Origin of the sequence: Kitasatospora sp. NPDC059646, from assembly GCF_042734615.1 — a bacterium.
Taxonomy (GTDB): Bacteria; Actinomycetota; Actinomycetes; order Streptomycetales; family Streptomycetaceae; genus Kitasatospora.
On the sequence record NZ_JBHWDS010000008.1, the window covers coordinates 128998 to 148335 of the forward strand.

Sequence of the window (19338 nt, forward strand, 5' to 3'; positions counted from 1 at the left end):
GACGGCGGCGTGCCGGGGGAGAACGCCGGCGCCGGGTCGACGCGGCCGGGAAACGCGAAAGACCCCAGCTCTGCTGGGGTCTTCCGTCAGGTGTCCGAGGGGGGACTTGAACCCCCACGCCCGATAAAGGGCACTAGCACCTCAAGCTAGCGCGTCTGCCATTCCGCCACCCGGACCGGGTGTTCACCTCAGGGCTTCCTTTCGGCTGCCCCCTGGCGACAGAGAGAACACTACCAGGCTTCCGGAGCGCTTCTCACCTGCGTTTTCTAGGTCCGGGAGCGGCAGTGGGGGGCAATTCGGGCGCACCCGGGCAAGGCGGGCGCGGGCGGGGGTGAACGTGCTGGTCGCGGGGGTGCGGTCGGGTGTTCGGAGGGCAGAAGGCGAGACTGGGCGGGCAGGAGGGGGCAGGTGCTGCACCGAATCGGTCGGGAACCTTCACGACACGCGTGATTCCTGTCCCGGTGCGGGTCGTCGGCCGCCGCTCTCCTAGCCTCGGGTGACCAGGGAGCCCCCAGCGGAACGCCCCGTCCCGACAGCTGCCGCCGGCTCCCGTCACCGCGTGAAGGGCGGCGTGCAGTGGAACAGACGGACGAGGCGGTCCCGGACGCCGCCACCTGGCGGCCCGGACGGCGCCCGGAGCCCGGCGTGTGGCGGTTCACCGCACCCGCGCAGGAGGCCTCGGTGCCGCGCACCAGACACGCGGTGCGGGACCGGCTGCTGGCCCAGGGCATGGCGGGGGAGCGCTACCAGGAACTGGTGGACGACCTGCTGCTGATCGTCTCGGAGCTGGTGTCGAACGCGGTCACGCACGCCGCGGTGCTCTCCCCGCAGGTGCACTGCGAACTGGAGATCGGCCCGGACCGGGTGCGGATCTCGGTGGTCGACGGCCACCCGTACCGCCCGAAGGCGCAGGAGAACGACCCGGGCCGCCCCGGCGGGCGCGGGCTGCTGCTGGTGAAGAGCGTCACCCTGCAGGCGGGCGGCAGGTGCGACGTGGAGCGGACCGAGGGCGGCGGCAAGGTGATCTGGGCCAGCCTGCCGCTCCCGGGAGCGGGCCCCGCCGGGGCCGGGCGCTGCGGCGACGACCCCGGCGAGGACCCGGACTACTGAACGGCCGTCACCAGTCGTCGCCGGCGATCTCCCGGATCCCCGGCCGGGCCGCCTCGAACACCGTCTCGAACCACACCGAGAACGGCTTCTCGGCCCGCAGCGCGCGCAGCTCGGCGGCGGTGACGAACCGGGTGTCCTCGATCTCCTCCGGGTCCGGCTCCAGCTCCGCGGTGAGCAGCCCGACGAACAGGTGGTTCCACTCCCGCTCGATCAGCCCGGACGCCTCGTCCGGCAGGTCGTAGCGGACGGTGCCGGCCTCGCACAGCAGGGCCGGGGCCGCGCCCAGCTCCTCGGTGGTGCGGCGGGCGGCCGCCACGAACGGCTGCTCGCCCGGGTACGGGTGGCCGCAGCAGGTGTTCGACCAGACGCCCGGCGAGTGGTACTTGCCGAGCGCCCGGCGCTGCAGCAGCAGCCGGCCCTGCCGGTCGAACAGGAACACCGAGAAGGCGCGGTGGAGCCGGCCCGGCTGCTGGTGGGCCCAGAGCTTCTCCCCGGTCCCGATGGTCACGCCGTGGTCGTCGACCAGCTCCAGCAGGATCTCCCCGGGCGCGGACGGGACGGAGAGCTCCGAGGAGAGGTCGTCGGTCCGGCTGACGGCAGGGCTCATGGGCACAATGCCCCTTTCGGCACGTGGACCGGGGGCGGCTCCGCGGCCGCCCACCCCGGTCCTGAGGTCGGCTGCGCGCACGTCGGCCCGGACCGGCCGGTCCGCCGACGGCGTCGGGGCCCAAGTCTGCCGCATGCCCCGGCACGCCCGGGGCCACGACGCACACCCCCGGGCCGGTCGACCGGATCACCGGCAGAACTGTTCGATCCGCGATCGTCCGACGTCACCGGACGTCCGCCCGCTACCCGCGGATGATCGCCCGGCCCGCCCGGGGCGCGTTCTGGCAGGTGACCGGGGTCGCCTACCATCAGTGGGACTGGGCGCTCCGCAAGACGCGCCCCAACGGCGCGCCGCAGCCGCGGCCGCGTCCCGGCGCCCGGGCCCGCACCGGTGTGCCGGACGGCACCCGAGACCCTGGAGTCCCGCATGATCGGCCTCGTCCTGGCCGCCGGCGCAGGCCGCCGGCTCCGTCCCTACACCGACACCCTGCCCAAGGCGCTGGTGCCGGTCGACGGGGAGCGGACGGTGCTCGACCTGACCCTCGGGAACTTCGCCGAGGTCGGCCTGCGGGAGGCCGCGATCGTGGTCGGCTACCGCAAGGAGGCCGTGTACGACCGCAAGGACGCGCTGGAGCAGAAGTACGGCGTCAAGCTCACCCTGGTCGAGAACGACAAGGCCGAGGAGTGGAACAACGCCTACTCGCTGTGGTGCGCCCGCGACCTGTTCGGCGAGGGCCTGCTGCTGGCCAACGGCGACACCGTGCACCCGGCCTCGGTGCAGCGCACCATGCTGGACGGCAACGACCGCCGGATCAAGGAGGGCAACGCCCCCGGCATCCTGCTCGCCCTGGACACCGTGAAGAAGCTCGCCGACGAGGAGATGAAGGTCGTCGTCGACCCGGAGCTCGGGGTGCGCCGCATCACCAAGCTGATGGACCCGCTGGACGCCACCGGCGAGTACATCGGCGTCACCGTGATCAACCCCTCCGCGGGTCCGGCGCTCGCCGACGCCCTCAAGGCGGTCTTCGAGCGCGACCCGCAGCTCTACTACGAGGACGGCTACCAGGAGATGGTCGACCGCGGCCTGACCGTGGACGTCCAGCCGATCGGCGAGGTCTCCTGGGTCGAGGTCGACAACCACGACGACCTCGCCAAGGCCCGGGAGATCGCGTGCCGGTACTGACCCGCCTGGTGCCCTCGCCGGTGTTCGTCGAGGTGCGGGCCGGCGCACTGGACGCGCTCGGCGGCATCCTCGCCGACCAGCGGCTGTCCAGCGCCGGCCGGATCGCGGTGGCGATCAGCGGCGGCTCGGGCGCCGTGCTGCGCGAGCGCCTGGAGCCGGCGCTGCCCGGCGCCGACTGGTACCGGGTCGACGACGGCACCCTGGACAGCGCGGTCCGGCTGACCGACGAGATCCGCCGCGGCCACTACGACGCCCTGGTCGGCCTCGGCGGCGGCAAGATCATCGACGTGGCGAAGTACGCCGCGGCCCGGGTCGGGCTGCCGGTGGTGGCGGTCGCCACCAACCTCGCCCACGACGGGATCTGCTCGCCGGTCTCCACCCTCGACAACGACGCCGGCCGCGGCTCCTACGGGGTGCCCGGCCCGATCGGCATCATCGTGGACCTGGACGTCGTCGCCAAGGCCCCGAAGCGGTTCGTGGCGGCCGGGATCGGCGACGCCGTCTCCAACATCTCGGCCTGCGCGGACTGGGAGCTGTCGCACGCCGTCACCGGCGAACCGGTCGACGGCCTCGCGGTGGCGATGGCCCGGGCGGCCGGCGAGAACCTGCTGCGGCACCCGGGCACCCTGGAGGACCCGGACCTGCTGACCACGCTCGCGGAAGCCCTGGTACTGTCCGGCATCGCGATGAACATCGCCGGCAGCACCCGGCCCAGCTCGGGCGCCTGCCACGAGATCTCGCACGCCCTGGACGTGCTGTACCCCAAGCGGTCCGCCCAGCATGGCGAGCAGGTCGGCCTCGGCGCGGCCTTCGCCTGCTTCCTGCGGGGCGAGCGGGACCTCTCCGGACTCGTCGTGGAGCGCCTGCGCTTCCACGGCCTGCCGGTGACGGCCGATCAGATCGGCTTCACCGAGGCGGAGTTCACCGAAGCGGTGCACTACGCTCCGAACACCAGACCGGGGCGCTTCACCATCCTCGAACACCTCGACCTCTCCGCCACAGACATCAGGGACGCGTACGCCGACTATGTCCAAGCCGTCAACAGCTGAACGCCCGCCGGTTGACCTCACCCGCCGCCCGTCGATCGAGGAGCTCCGGGCGGTCATCCACCCCGAGGGCATGCTCCAGCGACGCAGCGCCGAGCACTGGGCCGGCCGCCTCTACATGCGGAAGATCTCGCTGCGGATCACCCGCATCCTGTCGACCGTCACCGTGATCACGCCCAACGGCCTGACCTACCTGATGATGCTGACCGGCATCCTGGCCGGCATCGCCCTGGTGGTCCCCGGCCTGGCCGGCGCGGTCCTCGGCGCCCTGCTGATCCAGGTCTACCTGCTGCTGGACTGCGTGGACGGCGAGGTCGCCCGCTGGCGCCGGCAGACCTCGCTCACCGGCGTCTACCTGGACCGGGTCGGCCACTACATGTCCGAGGCCGCGCTGCTCACCGGCCTCGGCCTGCGCGCCGCCGACCTGCTGCACCGCGAGGGCGACCACGCGGCCTGGCAGTGGGCGTTCCTCGGCACGCTGGCCGCGCTCGGCGCGATCCTGATCAAGTCCGAGACCGACCTGGTCGACGTCGCCCGGGCCCGCTCCGGGATGACCGCCGTCGAGGACGAGGCCTCGGTGCCGCGTTCGAACGCCGTCGCCAAGGCCCGCCGGGCCGCCTCGCTGCTGAAGTTCCACCGGCTGGTCGGCGCCGTCGAGGCCTCGCTGTTCATCCTGGCCGCCGGCATCGCCGACGCGGTCCGCGGCGACCTGTTCTTCACCCGCCTCGCCGTGGTCGTGCTGGCCGCGATCGCGATGCTGCAGACCGTCCTGCACCTGCTGTCCATCGTGCTGTCGAGCAGGCTGCGATGAGCGACGACTTCCGCCTCGGCGCGGTCATCATCACCATGGGCAACCGGCCCGCCGAGCTGAACGCGCTGATCGAGTCGGTCCGCGCCCAGCAGGGCCCGCCGGTCGAACTGGCCGTGGTCGGCAACGGCGCCCCGCTGCCCGCCCTGCCCGAGGGCGTGCGCACCGTCGAACTGCCCGAGAACCTGGGCATCCCCGGCGGCCGCAACGTCGGCATCGAGCTGTTCGGCCCGGACGGCCGGGACGTCGACGCGGTGCTGTTCCTCGACGACGACGGCCTGCTGCCGAACACCGACTCCGCCGAGCTGCTCCGGCAGGCGTTCACCGCCGACCCGGGCCTGGGCATCGTCTCGTTCCGGATCGCCGACCCGGAGACCGGCACCACCCAGCGGCGGCACGTGCCCCGGCTGCGGGCCAGCGACCCGATGCGCGGCTCCCGGGTCACCACCTTCCTGGGCGGCGCCAGCGCGGTGCGCAGCGCGGTCTTCCCGCAGGCCGGGCAGCTGCCCGCGGAGTTCTTCTACGCGCACGAGGAGACCGACCTGGCCTGGCGCGCGCTGGACGCCGGCTGGTCGATCGACTACCGCCCGGACGTGGTGCTGCACCACCCGGCGACCTCGCCGGCCCGGCACGCGGCGTACTTCCACAACGTGGCGCGCAACCGGGTGTGGCTGGCCCGACGGAACCTTCCGGCCCTGCTGGTGCCTCTCTACCTGGGGACCTGGTTCCTGCTGACGGTCGCCCGGCGGCCCTCCGGGGCGGCGCTGAAGGCGTGGCTCGGCGGGTTCCGGGCAGGCTGGAGCGAGCCCTGCGGCCCGCGCCGGCCGATGAAGTGGTCCACCGTCTGGCGCTTGACCAGGCTCGGCAGACCGCCAATCATCTGATCGCAACCGGTCGGCGCTTCCCCGCCCCGGCCGCTCGCAAACCAGAGCTCCTCGTGGTACGCCCCGGTCCCCTGCCCCGTCCCCCCGGGCAGCGGATTCCGACCCCCTGAAGGACGAATGTGTCGACACTGAGTGACCCGGTCAACCTCTCCGCACCAAGGGGTTCCGACGCGGGTCTGACCCCCAAGCAGCTCGCGGACAAGTACGGGTTGTCCGTCAGCGGCAAGCGGCCGAGCCTGCCCGAGTACGTCCGCCAGCTGTGGGCCCGCCGGGCCTTCATCAGCGCGTTCGCCACCGCTCGGCTGGTCGCGCAGTACACCACGGCGAAGCTCGGCCAGGTCTGGCAGGTGCTCACCCCGCTGCTGAACTGCGCGGTGTTCTACCTGGTCTTCGGCCTGATCATGAGCAACCGGGACACCGTCCCGAACTACATCGCCTGGCTGTGCATCGGCGTCTTCATCTTCCAGTTCTCGCAGAGCGCCATCCAGGCCGGCACCCGGTCGATCTCCGACAACCTGGGCCTGATCCGGGCGCTGCACTTCCCGCGCGCCAGCCTGCCGATCGCCTTCACCATCATCCAGCTCCAGCAGCTGCTGATCTCGATGGTGGTGCTGGTCGTCATCGTGCTGGTGAACGGCATCACCCCGGGCGCCACCTGGCTGCTGATCATCCCGGCGCTGGTGCTCCAGTCGATGTTCAACACCGGCCTGGCCCTGGTGATGGCCCGGATCGGCTCCAAGACCTCCGACATCTCGCAGCTGATGCCGTTCCTGCTGCGCACCTGGATGTACGTCTCGGGCGTGATGTACAGCGTGTCGAGCTTCATCGAGAAGTGGCCGCCCTTCTGGCAGACGCTCTACTCGTGGAACCCGGCCGTGGTCTACATGGACCTGATCCGCTACGCCTTCATGCCCGAGAGCTTCGACAAGAAGCTCTACCCGGGCGGCTGGGACGCCCACGGCAACGCGCTGCCGAAGGCGCTGATCCTGCCGGACCACATCTGGATCATGGCCACCAGCTGGGCGGTCGTCGCCTTCGCGATCGGCTTCGTGTTCTTCTGGAAGGCCGAGGAGGAGTACGGCCGTGGCTGACGCAGCACTCGACACCGTGAAGGGGGCCACTGCGGTGGACACCGGCAAGTCCCAGGTACCCACCGTGGTGGTGGACGACGTCCACATCGTCTACAAGGTGCACGGCGCCGGCGCCGGCAAGGGCAGCGCCACCTCGGCGCTGAGCCGGATCATCACCCGCAAGAAGTCGCCCGCGATCCGCGAGGTGCACGCGGTGCGCGGCATCAGCTTCACCGCGTACAAGGGCGAGGCGATCGGCCTGATCGGCTCGAACGGCTCCGGCAAGTCGACCATGCTGGCGGCCATCGCCGGCCTGCTGCCGACTGCCAAGGGCGGCATCTACACCCAGGGGCAGCCCTCGCTGCTGGGCGTGAACGCGGCGCTGATGAACGACCTGACCGGTGAGCGCAACGTGGTGCTGGGCTGCCTGGCGATGGGCATGTCCCCGGCCCAGGTGCGGGCCCGGTACCAGGACATCGTTGACTTCTCGGGCATCAACGAGAAGGGCGACTTCATCTCGCTGCCGATGCGCACCTACTCCTCCGGCATGGGCGCCCGCCTGCGGTTCTCCATCGCCGCGGCGAAGACGCACGACGTGCTGCTGATCGACGAGGCCCTCGCCACCGGCGACCAGGGCTTCCAGCAGCGCTCCAAGGCCCGGATCAACGAGCTGCGCAAGGAGGCCGGCACGGTCTTCCTGGTCAGCCACGACAACAACGCGATCCGCGAGACCTGCGAGCGCACCATCTGGATCGAGCACGGCGAGCTGATCATGGACGGGCACACCGACGAGGTGGTCCGGCGGTACGAGAAGGGCGAGCGCCCCTGACCGGGGCGCGGCCGACGGTCGCAGGGCCGGTGCGCGGGGAGCGGTCCCCGGCACCGGCCCTGTGCCGTGCGGCGGGTGAAGGCACGGCGACGGAAGCGTGTCCGAGGCCCGATGGTGGCCGGGACCGGTGTAGAACGGGGGAGTGACGGCAGTGTCGGCTTCAACCAAATCCGATAACCAGACAACGGCGGTGACGCTGGACAAGGCGGACCTGGAGAACTTCCCGGTCGCCCCCGGCTTCCTGCCCGCGGCCTGGCGGGACGACCTGATGACGGTCTACGGCTTCGCCCGGCTGATCGACGACGCGGGCGACGGCGACCTCGCCGACCCCGCCGCCGTCGCCCAGCTGCTGGACGTGCCCGGCGGGCCCGCCGACGACGGCTTCCGGCTCGCCTTGCTGGACGGCCTCGAACGCGACCTCGACCGGGCCTTCGCCACCGCCCTCGGCGACGACCGCGCCCAGGGCGGCACCGTCCTCGGCACCGCCGCCGGCGAGCCGCGCCACCCGCTGCTCCGCCGCCTGGTCCCGCTGATCGAACAGCACGCCGTCACCCCGGAGCCGTTCCGCCGGCTCATCGAGGCCAACCGGGTCGACCAGACCACCGCCCGCTACCCGACCTACGACGACCTGCTGCACTACTGCACGCTGTCCGCCGAGCCGGTCGGCCGCCTGGTGCTCGCCCTGGCCGGCCGCGCCACCCCCGAGCGGATCGAACTCTCCGACGCCATCTGCACGGCGCTGCAGATCGTCGAGCACCTGCAGGACGTCGCCGAGGACCTCGACCGCGGCCGGATCTACCTCCCGCAGGAGGACCTCGCCACCTTCGGCGTCACCGAACAGGACCTCGCCGCCCCCGCCGCCTCCCGCGAAGTCCGGCAGCTGATCGCCTGGGAGGCGAGCCGGGCCCGGACCCTGCTCGACCGCGGCGCGCCGCTGGTGGGTACGGTTCACGGGAGGCTCCGACTGCTGCTGGCGGGATTCACCGCCGGCGGGTACGCAGCCCTGGACGCCATCGCGGCGGCCGGGTTCGACGTGCTCGCGCACCGGGCGAAGCCGGACAAGCGCCGTCTGGCCGGCCGGGCGGCGGCACTTTTCGCGAAGGGAAGGTGAGCGCCCGCGTGGGGGCATCACCACTGGCGTCCGCGCCGGTCATGGCGGCCTACCGGTACTGCGAGGCGGTCACCGCCCTGCAGGCCCGCAACTTCAGCTACGGCATCCGGCTGCTGCCCGAGGCCAAGCGGCTGGCGATGTCCGCGCTGTACGCGCTGGCCCGCCGGGTCGACGACATCGGCGACGGAGAGCTGCCCGCCGAGCAGAAGACCGAGGCGCTGGCCCGCACCCGCGCCCTGCTGGACGAGATCCGGGCCGGCGCCGTCGGCGAGGACGACACCGACCCGATCAAGGTCGCGCTGGCCGACGCCGCCCGCCGCTTCCCGATCCCGCTCGGCGGCTTCGACGAGCTGATCGACGGCGTCGAGATGGACCTCAAGGGCGTCGAGTACCGGACGTTCGACGAGCTGAAGGTGTACTGCCGCTGCGTGGCCGGCTCGATCGGCCGGCTCTCGCTCGGCGTCTACGGCTGCGAGGACCGGGAGCGCGGCGCCGAGTACGCCGACACCCTGGGCCTGGCCCTGCAGCTCACCAACATCCTGCGCGACCTGCGCGAGGACGCCCTCAACGGCCGGACCTACCTGCCCGCCGAGGACCTCGCCCGGTTCGGCTGCCAGCAGGGCTTCGCCCTCCCGCAGCTCCCGGCCGGCGCCGACTTCGCCGGCCTGGTCGCCTTCGAGGCCGACCGCGCCCAGCAGGCCTTCGCCGAGGGCCTGCGGCTGCTGCCGATGCTCGACCGCCGCAGCCGCGCCGCCACCGCCGCGATGGCCGGCATCTACCACCGCCTGCTCGGCCGGATCTCCGCCGACCCGCACTCGGTGCTCCGCGGCCGGGTCTCGCTGCCCGGCTGGGAGAAGGCATACGTGGCACTGTCCGGGCTCGCCGGAGGGCGTTCTTGATTCTCACGCCAGTTATGTCACGCTGTGTCAACAGGGAATCACGACGCACGCGCACGTTGTTGTGCCCTCAGTCCACTGCTGTCCGGGAGGACCGATGAGCACGCCGACCCCGCAGCGGCAGCGCACCGCCGTGGTGGTCGGCGGCGGCCTGGCCGGCATCACCGCCGCCCTCCGGCTCGCCGAGGCGGGCGTGCGCACCACCCTGCTGGAGGCCCGCCCCCGGCTCGGTGGCCTGGCCTTCTCGTTCAAACGCGGCGACCTGACGGTCGACAACGGCCAGCACGTCTACCTGCGCTGCTGCACCGCCTACCGGGGCCTGATCGACCGCCTCGGCGCGCAGCACCTGGTCGACCTGCAGGACCGGCTGGACGTGCCGGTGCTGGGCCTCGCCGCCGACGGCACCCCCAGCCTCGGCCGGCTGCGCCGCGCCGCCCTGCCCGTCCCGCTGCACCTGGCCGGCAGCCTCGCCACGTACCGTCACCTCGGCCCGGTCGACCGGCTGCGGGTGGTGCGCGGCGCGCTCGCCCTCAAGGGCCTCGACCTGGACGACCCGGCGCTCGACGACCTCTCCTTCGGCGAGTGGCTGCGCCGCCACGGCCAGACCCCGGCCACCGTCGAGGCGGTCTGGGACCTGGTGGGCGTCGCCACCCTGAACGCCACCGCCGACCGGACCTCGATGGCGCTGGCGGCGAAGGTGTTCCAGACCGGCCTGCTGTCCGACCCGGGCGCCGCCGACATCGGCATCGCCCGCGCCCCGCTCGGCGAGATCCACCACGACCGGGCCCGCGCCGAACTCGAACGCGCGGGCGTCCGGGTGCTGCTGCGCACCAAGGCCGCCGAGCTGAAGGCCGCCGAACCGCACGCCGTCCGGCTGGAGAGCGGCGAACTGCTCACCGCCGACACCGTCGTGCTGGCCGGCGCCCAGGACACCGCGGCCGCGCTGCTGCCGCCCGGCGCGATCCCCGGACAGCAGCGGCTGGCCGACTTCGGCACCGCGCCGATCCTCAACGTGCACGTGATCTACGACCGGCCGATGATCCGCCGCCCGTTCTTCGCGGCGATCGGCTCCCCGGTGCAGTTCGTCTTCGACCGCACCCGGCACTCCGGCCTGGCCGTCCCCGGCGCCCAGTACCTGGCCGTGTCGCAGTCCGCCGCCGAGGACGAGATCGACCTGCCGGTCGCCGAACTCCGCGAGCGCTACCTGCCCGAGCTGGCCCGGCTGCTGCCCGCCGCCCGCGGCGCGCGGGTGCTGGACTTCTTCGTCACCCGGGAGCGCACCGCCACCTTCGACCCGGCGCCCGGCACCGCCCGGCTGCGCCCCGGCGCGCGCACCGACGTCCCGGGCATCCTGCTGGCCGGCTCCTGGACGGCCACCGGCTGGCCCGCGACCATGGAGGGCGCCGTGCGCAGCGGCCACGCCGCGGCCGACGCCGCGCTGGCCGGCACCGGTCGGCTCCCCGTCGACCGGGCGGACGGGCGGTGGCCCCGATGACGGCCACCCGCCGCTACCCGACCACCGACATCGCACCCGGCCGGCCGCCGTTCGCGGCCGGCCAGACGTACCGAGAGGGAACGCACGTGGAGGCACGCACCGGCTCGACGGTCAGGGACACCCCGACGGTCCTGGACCTGCTGGCGCGCGGGCGCACGCTCTGCACGCCGCCGATGCGCCGGGCCGTCGCCCGTCTGGCGGCGCCGATGGACACCGTCGCGGCGTACCACTTCGGCTGGATCGACCGCGACGGCAGGCCCGCCGCGGGCGACGGCGGCAAGGCGGTGCGGCCCGCACTGGCCCTGCTGTCGGCCGAGGCGGTCGGCGCGGACGCGCAGGTGGGCGTACCGGGCGGCGTGTCGGTCGAGCTGGTGCACAATTTCTCCCTCCTCCATGATGATCTGATGGACGGTGACGAGACGCGTCGGCACCGGGCCACCGCCTGGACGGTGTTCGGCCCGGCGCAGGCCGTCCTGGTCGGCGACGCGCTGGCCACCCTCGGCACCGAGGTCCTGCTGGACGCCGCGGTGACCGGCGGGGCCACCCCGACCGACGCCGCCCGCGCCGTCCGCCTGATCACCACCGCGACCCGGCGGCTGATCGACGGACAGGCCCTGGACGTCTCGTTCGAACAGCGTGACGTGGTGACGGTCGAGGAGTGCCTGACCATGGAGGGCGGCAAGACCGGCGCCCTGCTGGCGGCCTCCGCGGCGATCGGCGCGGTCCTGGCCGGCGCCGACGACAAGATCTCCGACGCGCTCCAGCGGTACGGCCACCACCTGGGCCTGGCGTTCCAGGCGGTGGACGACCTGCTGGGCATCTGGGGTGCCACCGAGGTGACCGGAAAGCCGCACTGGAGCGACCTCCAGTCGCGCAAGAAGTCGCTCCCGGTGTGCGCCGCGCTGGCCGAGGGGGGCGCCGCCTCCCGCGAGCTGGCCGCACAGCTGGCCGACCCGACCGGCCGCGGCGAGGAGAGCGAGCAGCAGCTCGCCGCCCGCGCCGCGCTGATCGAGCAGGCCGGCGGCCGGGCCTGGACACAGGAAGAGGCCCGCCGCCAGTACGACACCGCCCTCGCCGCGCTCGGCGAGGTGCCCATGACCGACGAGGTGCGCGAGCACTTCGTCGCTCTCGCCGAATTCGTGGTGGTCAGAGAGAGGTGACGTAAGAGTGACAGCAACCGCGGGTGGAAGGCTCGGACCCCAAACCTCAGTTGCAGTAACACGATCTGACGATTCCTCACCCGCGGCGGCGCTCAGCCGAGCCACCGCACACCTGCTGTCACTCCAGCACGCCGACGGCTGGTGGAAGGGCGACCTGGAGACCAACGTCACCATGGACGCCGAAGACCTGCTGCTCCGCCAGTTCCTGGGCATCCGCACCGAGGAGCAGACCCGGGCCACCGCGGCCTGGATCCGCTCCCGGCAGCGGGAGGACGGCACCTGGGCCACCTTCTACGGCGGCCCGCCCGAACTGTCCACCACCGTCGAGGCGTACGTCGCCCTCCGGCTCGCGGGGGACGCCCCCGACGCCCCGCACATGCGGGCCGCCGCCGCCCACGTCCGGGAGCACGGCGGCATCGCCGCCACCCGGGTCTTCACCCGGATCTGGCTCGCCCTGTTCGGCTGGTGGCCCTGGGCGAAACTCCCCGAACTCCCGCCCGAACTGCTGTTCCTGCCCAGCTGGGCGCCGCTGAACATCTACTCCTTCGGCCAGTGGGCCCGGCAGACCATCGTCCCGCTCACCGTGGTCTCCGCCCACCGCCCGGTCCGGCCCGCCCCGTTCGACCTCACCGAACTGCACACCGACCCGGCCCACCCGTACCCCGACCGGCCGCTCGCCCCCGCGCACACCTGGGACGGACTCTTCCAGCGGCTCGACCAGCTGATGCACCGCTACCACCGGCACGCCATCAAGCCGGTGCGCCGCCTCGCGCTGCGCCAGGCCGCCGCCTGGATCGTCGAGCGGCAGGAGGCCGACGGCTGCTGGGGCGGCATCCAGCCGCCCGCCGTGTACTCGCTGATCGCGCTGCGGCTGCTCGGCTACCGGCTCGACCACCCCGTCATGAAGGCCGGCCTGGCCGCGTTCGACTCCTTCACCGTGCACACCGAGGACGGCAAGCGCTGGATGGAGGCCTGCCAGTCCCCGGTCTGGGACACCTGCCTCGCCGCCATCGCCCTGCGCGACGCCGGACTGCCCGGCGACCACCCCGCCCTGGTCCGGGCCGGCGAGTGGATGCTCGGCGAGGAGGTCACCACCCGCGGCGACTGGTCGGTCAAGCGGCCCCGGCTCGACCCCGGCGGCTGGGCGTTCGAATTCCAGAACGACACCTACCCCGACGTCGACGACACCGCCGAAGTGGTGCTCGCCCTGCGCCGCATCGACCACCCCGACCGGCCCAGGCTGGCCGGAGCCGTCGAACGGGCCGTCAACTGGAGCCTCGGCATGCAGTCCAAGGACGGCGCCTGGGGCGCGTTCGACGCCGACAACACCAGCCGGCTCCCCAACAAGCTGCCGTTCTGCGACTTCGGCGAAGTCATCGACCCGCCCTCCGCCGACGTCACCGCGCACATGGTCGAGATGCTCGCCGAGACCGGCCGCACCCGCGACCCCCGCACCCGGCGCGGCGTCGCCTGGCTGCTCCGGCACCAGGAACCCGACGGCTCCTGGTTCGGCCGCTGGGGCACCAACTACATCTACGGCACCGGCTCCGTGGTGCCCGCCCTGATCGCCGCCGGGACCGCCCCCGGCCACCCCGCGATCCGCCGCGCCGTCCGCTGGCTGACCGCCCGGCAGAACACCGACGGCGGCTGGGGCGAGGACATGCGCTCCTACGAGGACCCGGCCACCTGGGCCGGCCGCGGCGAGTCCACCGCCTCGCAGACCGCGTGGGCCCTGATGGCGCTGCTCGCCGCCGGCGAACGCGACTCCGAGGCGGTCGAACGCGGCATCGCCTGGCTGGCCCGCACCCAGCGGCCCGACGGCACCTGGGACGAACCCCAGTACACCGGCACCGGCTTCCCCTGGGACTTCTCCATCAACTACCACCTGTACCGCCTGGTCTTCCCGGTCACCGCACTCGGCCGGTACCTGCACGACGCCCCGCTCGGCCGGGGCGGTGAACGGTGAACGCGCCCCTGCTGGTGCTGTGCGCGCTCGGCCCCGAGGCCTGGGCGCTGCGCGGCGGCGACTGGTCCGGCGCGGCCGGCGGACCCCCGGTGCTGGCCCGCACCGGAATGGGCCGCCGGGCCGCCGGGCCGCGGGCCGCCGCCCTGCTGGAGATCGGCGGCTACGGGGCGCTGCTGGTCGCCGGGTTCGGCGCCGCGGTCGGCCCCGGGGTGCGCCCCGGCGAGGTGATCGTCGCCGACCGGGTCACCGACCCCGAGGGCGCCGTCCACCCGCTCGGCACCGCGCCCGCGCTGGCCACCGCCCTGGAGGAGGCCGGGCTGCGCGTCCACCTGGGCACCCACCGCACCGCCGACCACGTGGTGCGCGGCGCCGAACGGGCCCGGCTGCACGCCGAGGGCGCGCTCGCCGTCGACATGGAGGCCGCCGCGGTGCTCGCCGCCCGCGCCGCCCACGCCCCCGAGCTGCCCGCCGCGGTGCTGCGGGTGGTGGTCGACACCCCCGAGCGGGAACTCGTCCGCCCCGGCACCCTGCCCGCCGGGTTCCGCGCCTGGCGGGTGCTGCGCGCCGCCGTCCCCGCCCTCACCGCGTGGCACCGGCAGCTGGCCGCCGCGCCCCGCCCGCTGACGTCCACACAGCCCTCGACGCTCCCCCAGGAGGCGAGCTAAGCCATGGCCATGCCGCTGCGTCAGACCATCCGCGTGTCCACCTACCTCATGCAGCAGAAGCTGAAGCGCCGGGACAAGTTCCCGCTGATCGTGGAGCTGGAGCCGCTGTTCGCGTGCAACCTGAAGTGCGAGGGGTGCGGCAAGATCCAGCACCCGGCGGGGGTGCTCAAGCAGCGGATGCCGGTCGCGCAGGCGGTGGGCGCGGTCCTGGAGTGCGGCGCCCCGATGGTCTCCATCGCCGGCGGTGAGCCGCTGATGCACCCGCAGATCGACGAGATCGTCCGGCAGCTGGTCGCCCGCCGCAAGTACGTCTTCCTGTGCACCAACGCGCTGCTGCTGCGCAAGAAGCTCGACCTGTTCACCCCGTCGCCGTACTTCACCTTCGCCGTGCACATCGACGGCCTGGAGGAGCGGCACGACGCGTCGGTGGCGAAGGAGGGCACCTTCGCGGAGGCCGTGGAGGCGATCAAGGAGGCCAAGCGGCGGGGCTTCCGGGTCACCACCAACTCGACGTTCTTCAACACCGACACCCCGCAGACCGTGGTCGAGGTGCTGGACTTCCTGAACGACGAACTCAAGGTCGACGAGATGATGATCTCTCCGGCCTACGCGTACGAGAAGGCCCCCGACCAGGACCACTTCCTCGGCGTCGAACAGACCCGCGAGCTGTTCCGCAAGGCCTTCGCCGGAGGCAACCGCCGCCGCTGGCGGCTCAACCACAGCCCGTTGTTCCTGGACTTCCTCGAAGGCAGGGTCGACTTCGAGTGCACCGCCTGGGGCATCCCCAACTACTCGCTGTTCGGCTGGCAGCGCCCCTGCTACCTGATGGCCGACGGCTACGTCCCCACCTACCGGGAACTCATCGAGAAGACCGACTGGGACAAGTACGGCCGCGGCCGCGACCCGCGCTGCGACAACTGCATGGCCCACTGCGGGTACGAGCCCACCGCCGTGCTCGCCACCATGGGCTCCCTCAAGGAATCGATCCGCGCCGCCCGGGAGACCCTCGCCGCCCCGAAGGCCTGACGGGCCGTCAGGAGCCGCCCGCGCCCCGCGCGGGCGGCCCACGCCGACAGGCGACCGCGACCCCGGGGCCGCAGGCTGGACACCTACCTCCACCCACCCGAACCAGCCGTGAGGGGCACGCCATGCCACTGCTGAGCCGGATCACCCAACCCGCCGACCTCCGCCGACTGCGCCCCGAGCAGCTCCCGCCGCTCGCCGACGAGATCCGCGACTTCCTGATCGACGCCGTCACCCGCACCGGCGGCCACCTCGGACCCAACCTCGGCGTGGTCGAACTCAGCATCGCCCTGCACCGCGTCTTCGACTCCCCGCACGACCGCATCCTCTGGGACACCGGCCACCAGGCCTACGTCCACAAACTGCTCACCGGCCGGCAGGACTTCAGCCGGCTGCGCGCCAAGGACGGCCTGTCCGGCTACCCCGCCCGCGCCGAATCCCCGCACGACCTGATCGAGAACTCGCACGCCTCCACCGCGCTCGGCTACGCCGACGGCATCGCCAAGGCCAACCAGCTGCTCGGCGTCGACCGCTGCACCGTCGCCGTGATCGGCGACGGCGCACTCACCGGCGGCATGGCCTGGGAAGCCCTCAACAACATCGCCGAGGCCGACGACCGCCCGCTGGTCATCGTCGTCAACGACAACGAGCGCTCCTACGCGCCGACCATCGGCGGCCTCGCCCACCACCTCGCCACCCTGCGCACCACCAAGGGCTACGAACGCTTCCTCGCCTGGGGCAAGGACGCCCTGCAGCGCACCCCCGTCGTCGGGCCGCCGCTGTTCGACGCCCTGCACGGCGCGAAGAAGGGCTTCAAGGACGCCTTCGCCCCGCAGGGCATGTTCGAGGACCTCGGCCTCAAGTACCTCGGCCCGATCGACGGCCACGACATCGCCGCCGTCGAACAGGCGCTGCGCCGGGCCCGCAACTTCGGCGGCCCCGTCATCGTGCACTGCCTCACCGTCAAGGGCCGCGGCTACCGGCCCGCCGAACAGGACGAGGCCGACCGCTTCCACGCCGTGGGCCCCATCGACCCGTACACCTGCCTTCCGGTCTCGCCGTCCGCCGGCGCCTCCTGGACGTCCGTGTTCGGGCAGGAGATGCTCGCCCTCGGCGCCGAACGCCCCGACCTGGTCGCCGTCACCGCCGCCATGCTGCACCCCGTCGGACTCGGCCCGTTCGCCAAGGCCCACCCCGGGCGCACCTTCGACGTCGGCATCGCCGAACAGCACGCCGTCGCCTCCGCCGCCGGCCTGGCCACCGGCGGCCTCCACCCGGTGGTCGCGGTCTACGCGACGTTCCTGAACCGGGCCTTCGACCAGGTCCTGATGGACGCCGCCCTGCACCGCCTCGGCGTCACCTTCGTGCTCGACCGGGCCGGCGTCACCGGCAACGACGGACCCTCCCACAACGGCATGTGGGACCTGTCGATCCTCCAGGTCGTCCCCGGCCTGCGGATCGCCGCCCCGCGCGACGCCCAACGGCTGCGCGAACAGCTGCGCGAAGCCGTCGACGTCGAGGACGCCCCCACCGTGGTGCGCTTCCCCAAGGGCGACCTCGGACCCGACGTGCCCGCCGTCGAACGGATCGGCGGCACCGACGTGCTCGCCCGCACCGGCCCCGCCCCCGACGTGCTGCTGGTCGCCGTCGGCCCGATGGTCCCCGCCTGCCTGGACGCCGCCGCGCTGCTCGCCGCCGAGGGCATCACCGCCACCGTCGTCGACCCGCGCTGGGTCAAGCCCGTCGACCCCGCCCTGGTCGCCCTGGCCGCCGCGCACCGGATGGTCGTCACCGTCGAGGACAACGGCCGGGCCGGCGGCGTCGGCTCCGCGATCGCCCAGGCACTGCGCGACGCCGACGTGGACGTGCCGCTGCGCGACCTCGGCATCCCGCAGGAGTTCCTCGACCACGCCTCGCGCGGTGAGATCCTCGAAGAGATCGGACTCACCGGCACCGGCGTCGCCGCCCAGACCGCCGCGCACGCGCGCCGCCTGCTGCCCGGAACCCCCACCGGCACCCAGGAGTACCGGCCCCGGATGCCGCTGACCGATTGGAGCGAACCAGCGTGACCCAGGCCGAACCGCTCGACCTCGCCGCCCTGCTCGACGCCCGCGGCGGCGACCGCTACGAGCTGCACGCCCGCTACCTCAACCCGCAGCTGCCCCGGATGCTGCACACCATCGGCTTCGACCGGTACTACGAACGCGCGAAGGGCCCCTACTTCTACGACGCCGAGGGCAACGAGTACCTCGACATGCTCGCCGGGTTCGGCATCTTCGCGCTCGGCCGCCACCACCCGGTGGTCCGCGCCGCCGTCCAGCAGGCGATGGACCTGGAGACCGCCGACCTCACCCGCTTCGACTGCTCCCCGCTGCCCGGCCTGCTCGCCGAACAGCTGATCGCCCACGCGCCCGGCCTCGACCGGGTGTTCTTCGGCAACAGCGGCACCGAGGCGGTCGAGACCGCCCTCAAGTTCGCCCGGTACGCCACCGGCCGGCGCCGCGTCCTGTACTGCGACCACGCCTTCCACGGCCTCACCGCCGGCTCCCTCTCCGTCAACGGCGAGAACGGCTTCCGCAAGGGCTTCGACCCGCTCCTGCCGGACACCGCGATCCCGCTGGGCGACCTGGCCGCGCTGAAACGCGAACTGAAGAAGGGCGACGTCGCCGCACTGATCGTGGAGCCGGTCCAGGGCAAGGGCGTGCTCGCCCCGCCGCCCGGCTGGCTGGCCGCCGCCCAGCAGCTGCTGCACGACCACAAGGCACTCCTGATCTGCGACGAGGTGCAGACCGGCGTCGGCCGCACCGGCACCTTCTTCGCCTTCCAGGCCGAGGAGGGCGTCCAGCCCGACCTGGTGTGCGCGGCCAAGGCCCTGTCCGGCGGCTACGTGCCGATCGGGGCCACCCTCGGCAAGGCGTGGATCTTCGAGAAGGTGTACTCCTCGATGGACCGCGTGCTCGTCCACTCCGCCAGCTTCGGCTCCAACGCCCAGGCGATGGCCGCCGGCCTGGCCACCCTGCACGTGATGCGGCAGGAGGGCGTGGTGGAGAACGCCGCCGCGGTCGGGGAGCTGCTGCGCACCCGGCTCGCCGCGCTGACCGACCGGTACGAGCTGCTCGCCGAGGTGCGCGGCCGCGGACTGATGATCGGCATCGAGTTCGGCCGGCCCCGGTCGCTCAAGCTGCGCACCGGCTGGACCGCCCTCCAGGCCGCCCGCAAGGGACTCTTCGCGCAGATGGTGGTCGTGCCGCTGCTGCAACGGCACCGGATCCTCACCCAGGTCTCCGGCGACCACCTGGAGGTGATCAAGCTGATCCCGCCGCTCATCGTCACCGAACGGGAGGTCGCCCGCTTCGTGGACGCCTTCACCGAGGTGATGGACGACGCCCACCGCGGCAGCGGCCTGATGTGGGACTTCGGCCGCACCCTGGTCAAGCAGGCCGTCGGCTCGCGCTAGGAGTACACCCAGTACCAGGCCTTCCGTCC

The 19338-nt window shown here is 73.0% G+C and carries 17 protein-coding genes and 1 tRNA gene; 16 read left to right on the plus strand and 2 right to left on the minus strand.

Going from position 1 to position 19338, the window contains the following annotated elements; genetic code table 11:
* Positions 1-91: 91 nt before the first annotated feature.
* A tRNA-Leu gene (locus ACFV1L_RS07945) sits at positions 92-176 on the minus strand.
* A gap of 400 nt (positions 177-576) precedes the next feature.
* On the opposite strand from ACFV1L_RS07945, the gene ACFV1L_RS07950 reads away from it, so the two are divergent.
* Positions 577-1110 carry an ATP-binding protein gene (locus ACFV1L_RS07950; RefSeq protein WP_380363920.1) on the plus strand — a complete coding sequence of 178 codons (534 nt, stop codon included), beginning with the start codon at positions 577-579 and terminating at the stop codon, positions 1108-1110.
* A gap of 7 nt (positions 1111-1117) precedes the next feature.
* Here the strand turns inward: ACFV1L_RS07950 and idi are convergent, their stop codons facing one another.
* A complete protein-coding gene (gene idi / locus ACFV1L_RS07955) occupies positions 1118-1723 on the minus strand; it encodes an isopentenyl-diphosphate Delta-isomerase (protein ID WP_380363922.1) in 606 nt (201 codons plus the stop codon).
* 420 nt (positions 1724-2143) lie between these two features.
* Here idi and ACFV1L_RS07960 point away from each other — a divergent pair, with 420 nt between their 5' ends.
* The 15 genes from ACFV1L_RS07960 to ACFV1L_RS08030 all read left to right on the plus strand — a co-directional run bounded on the left by ACFV1L_RS07960 (position 2144) and on the right by ACFV1L_RS08030 (position 19309).
* The gene (locus tag ACFV1L_RS07960; RefSeq protein WP_380363923.1) at positions 2144-2899 is read left to right on the plus strand and encodes a sugar phosphate nucleotidyltransferase; all 756 of its coding nucleotides are present in this window, start codon (positions 2144-2146) and stop codon (positions 2897-2899) included.
* Positions 2887-3948 carry an iron-containing alcohol dehydrogenase family protein gene (locus tag ACFV1L_RS07965; RefSeq protein ID WP_380363924.1) on the plus strand — a complete coding sequence of 354 codons (1062 nt, stop codon included), beginning with the start codon at positions 2887-2889 and terminating at the stop codon, positions 3946-3948. Before ACFV1L_RS07960 ends, ACFV1L_RS07965 begins: the two co-directional genes overlap by 13 nt.
* Positions 3926-4756, plus strand: a complete 831-nt coding sequence (locus ACFV1L_RS07970; protein WP_380363926.1) for a CDP-alcohol phosphatidyltransferase family protein — start codon at positions 3926-3928, stop codon at positions 4754-4756. The genes ACFV1L_RS07965 and ACFV1L_RS07970 overlap by 23 nt, the downstream gene beginning before the upstream one ends.
* Positions 4753-5637, plus strand: coding sequence for a glycosyltransferase family 2 protein (locus ACFV1L_RS07975; protein ID WP_380363928.1), 885 nt, complete (start codon positions 4753-4755; stop codon positions 5635-5637). Before ACFV1L_RS07970 ends, ACFV1L_RS07975 begins: the two co-directional genes overlap by 4 nt.
* 119 nt (positions 5638-5756) lie before the next feature.
* Positions 5757-6728 carry an ABC transporter permease gene (locus ACFV1L_RS07980; RefSeq protein WP_380363930.1) on the plus strand — a complete coding sequence of 324 codons (972 nt, stop codon included), beginning with the start codon at positions 5757-5759 and terminating at the stop codon, positions 6726-6728.
* Positions 6721-7536: an ABC transporter ATP-binding protein gene (locus tag ACFV1L_RS07985; protein ID WP_380363931.1), complete on the plus strand. Its 816-nt coding sequence runs from the start codon at positions 6721-6723 to the stop codon at positions 7534-7536. Before ACFV1L_RS07980 ends, ACFV1L_RS07985 begins: the two co-directional genes overlap by 8 nt.
* A 190-nt stretch (positions 7537-7726) precedes the next feature.
* Positions 7727-8647, plus strand: a complete 921-nt coding sequence (gene hpnC, locus ACFV1L_RS07990) for a squalene synthase HpnC (RefSeq protein WP_380363933.1) — start codon at positions 7727-7729, stop codon at positions 8645-8647.
* A 41-nt stretch (positions 8648-8688) separates the two neighbouring features.
* Positions 8689-9546, plus strand: a complete 858-nt coding sequence (gene hpnD / locus ACFV1L_RS07995) for a presqualene diphosphate synthase HpnD (RefSeq protein WP_380364013.1) — start codon at positions 8689-8691, stop codon at positions 9544-9546.
* 94 nt (positions 9547-9640) lie between these two features.
* Positions 9641-11038, plus strand: a complete 1398-nt coding sequence (hpnE, locus tag ACFV1L_RS08000; protein WP_380363934.1) for a hydroxysqualene dehydroxylase HpnE — start codon at positions 9641-9643, stop codon at positions 11036-11038.
* Positions 11035-12198, plus strand: coding sequence for a polyprenyl synthetase family protein (locus ACFV1L_RS08005; RefSeq protein ID WP_380363936.1), 1164 nt, complete (start codon positions 11035-11037; stop codon positions 12196-12198). Before hpnE ends, ACFV1L_RS08005 begins: the two co-directional genes overlap by 4 nt.
* Positions 12199-12205: 7 nt before the next feature.
* On the plus strand, positions 12206-14164 hold the full coding sequence (gene shc, locus ACFV1L_RS08010) for a squalene--hopene cyclase (protein ID WP_380363937.1): 1959 nt from the start codon (positions 12206-12208) through the stop codon (positions 14162-14164).
* Positions 14161-14829 carry a 1-hydroxy-2-methyl-2-butenyl 4-diphosphate reductase gene (locus ACFV1L_RS08015; RefSeq protein ID WP_380363939.1) on the plus strand — a complete coding sequence of 223 codons (669 nt, stop codon included), beginning with the start codon at positions 14161-14163 and terminating at the stop codon, positions 14827-14829. Before shc ends, ACFV1L_RS08015 begins: the two co-directional genes overlap by 4 nt.
* 3 nt (positions 14830-14832) lie before the next feature.
* On the plus strand, positions 14833-15855 hold the full coding sequence (hpnH, locus tag ACFV1L_RS08020; RefSeq protein ID WP_380363941.1) for an adenosyl-hopene transferase HpnH: 1023 nt from the start codon (positions 14833-14835) through the stop codon (positions 15853-15855).
* A 122-nt stretch (positions 15856-15977) separates the two neighbouring features.
* Entirely contained in the window at positions 15978-17921 is a 1944-nt protein-coding gene (gene dxs, locus ACFV1L_RS08025) for a 1-deoxy-D-xylulose-5-phosphate synthase (protein WP_380363943.1), read from the plus strand.
* Entirely contained in the window at positions 17918-19309 is a 1392-nt protein-coding gene (locus ACFV1L_RS08030; RefSeq protein ID WP_380363945.1) for an aspartate aminotransferase family protein, read from the plus strand. The genes dxs and ACFV1L_RS08030 overlap by 4 nt, the downstream gene beginning before the upstream one ends.
* Positions 19310-19338 lie beyond the last annotated feature (29 nt).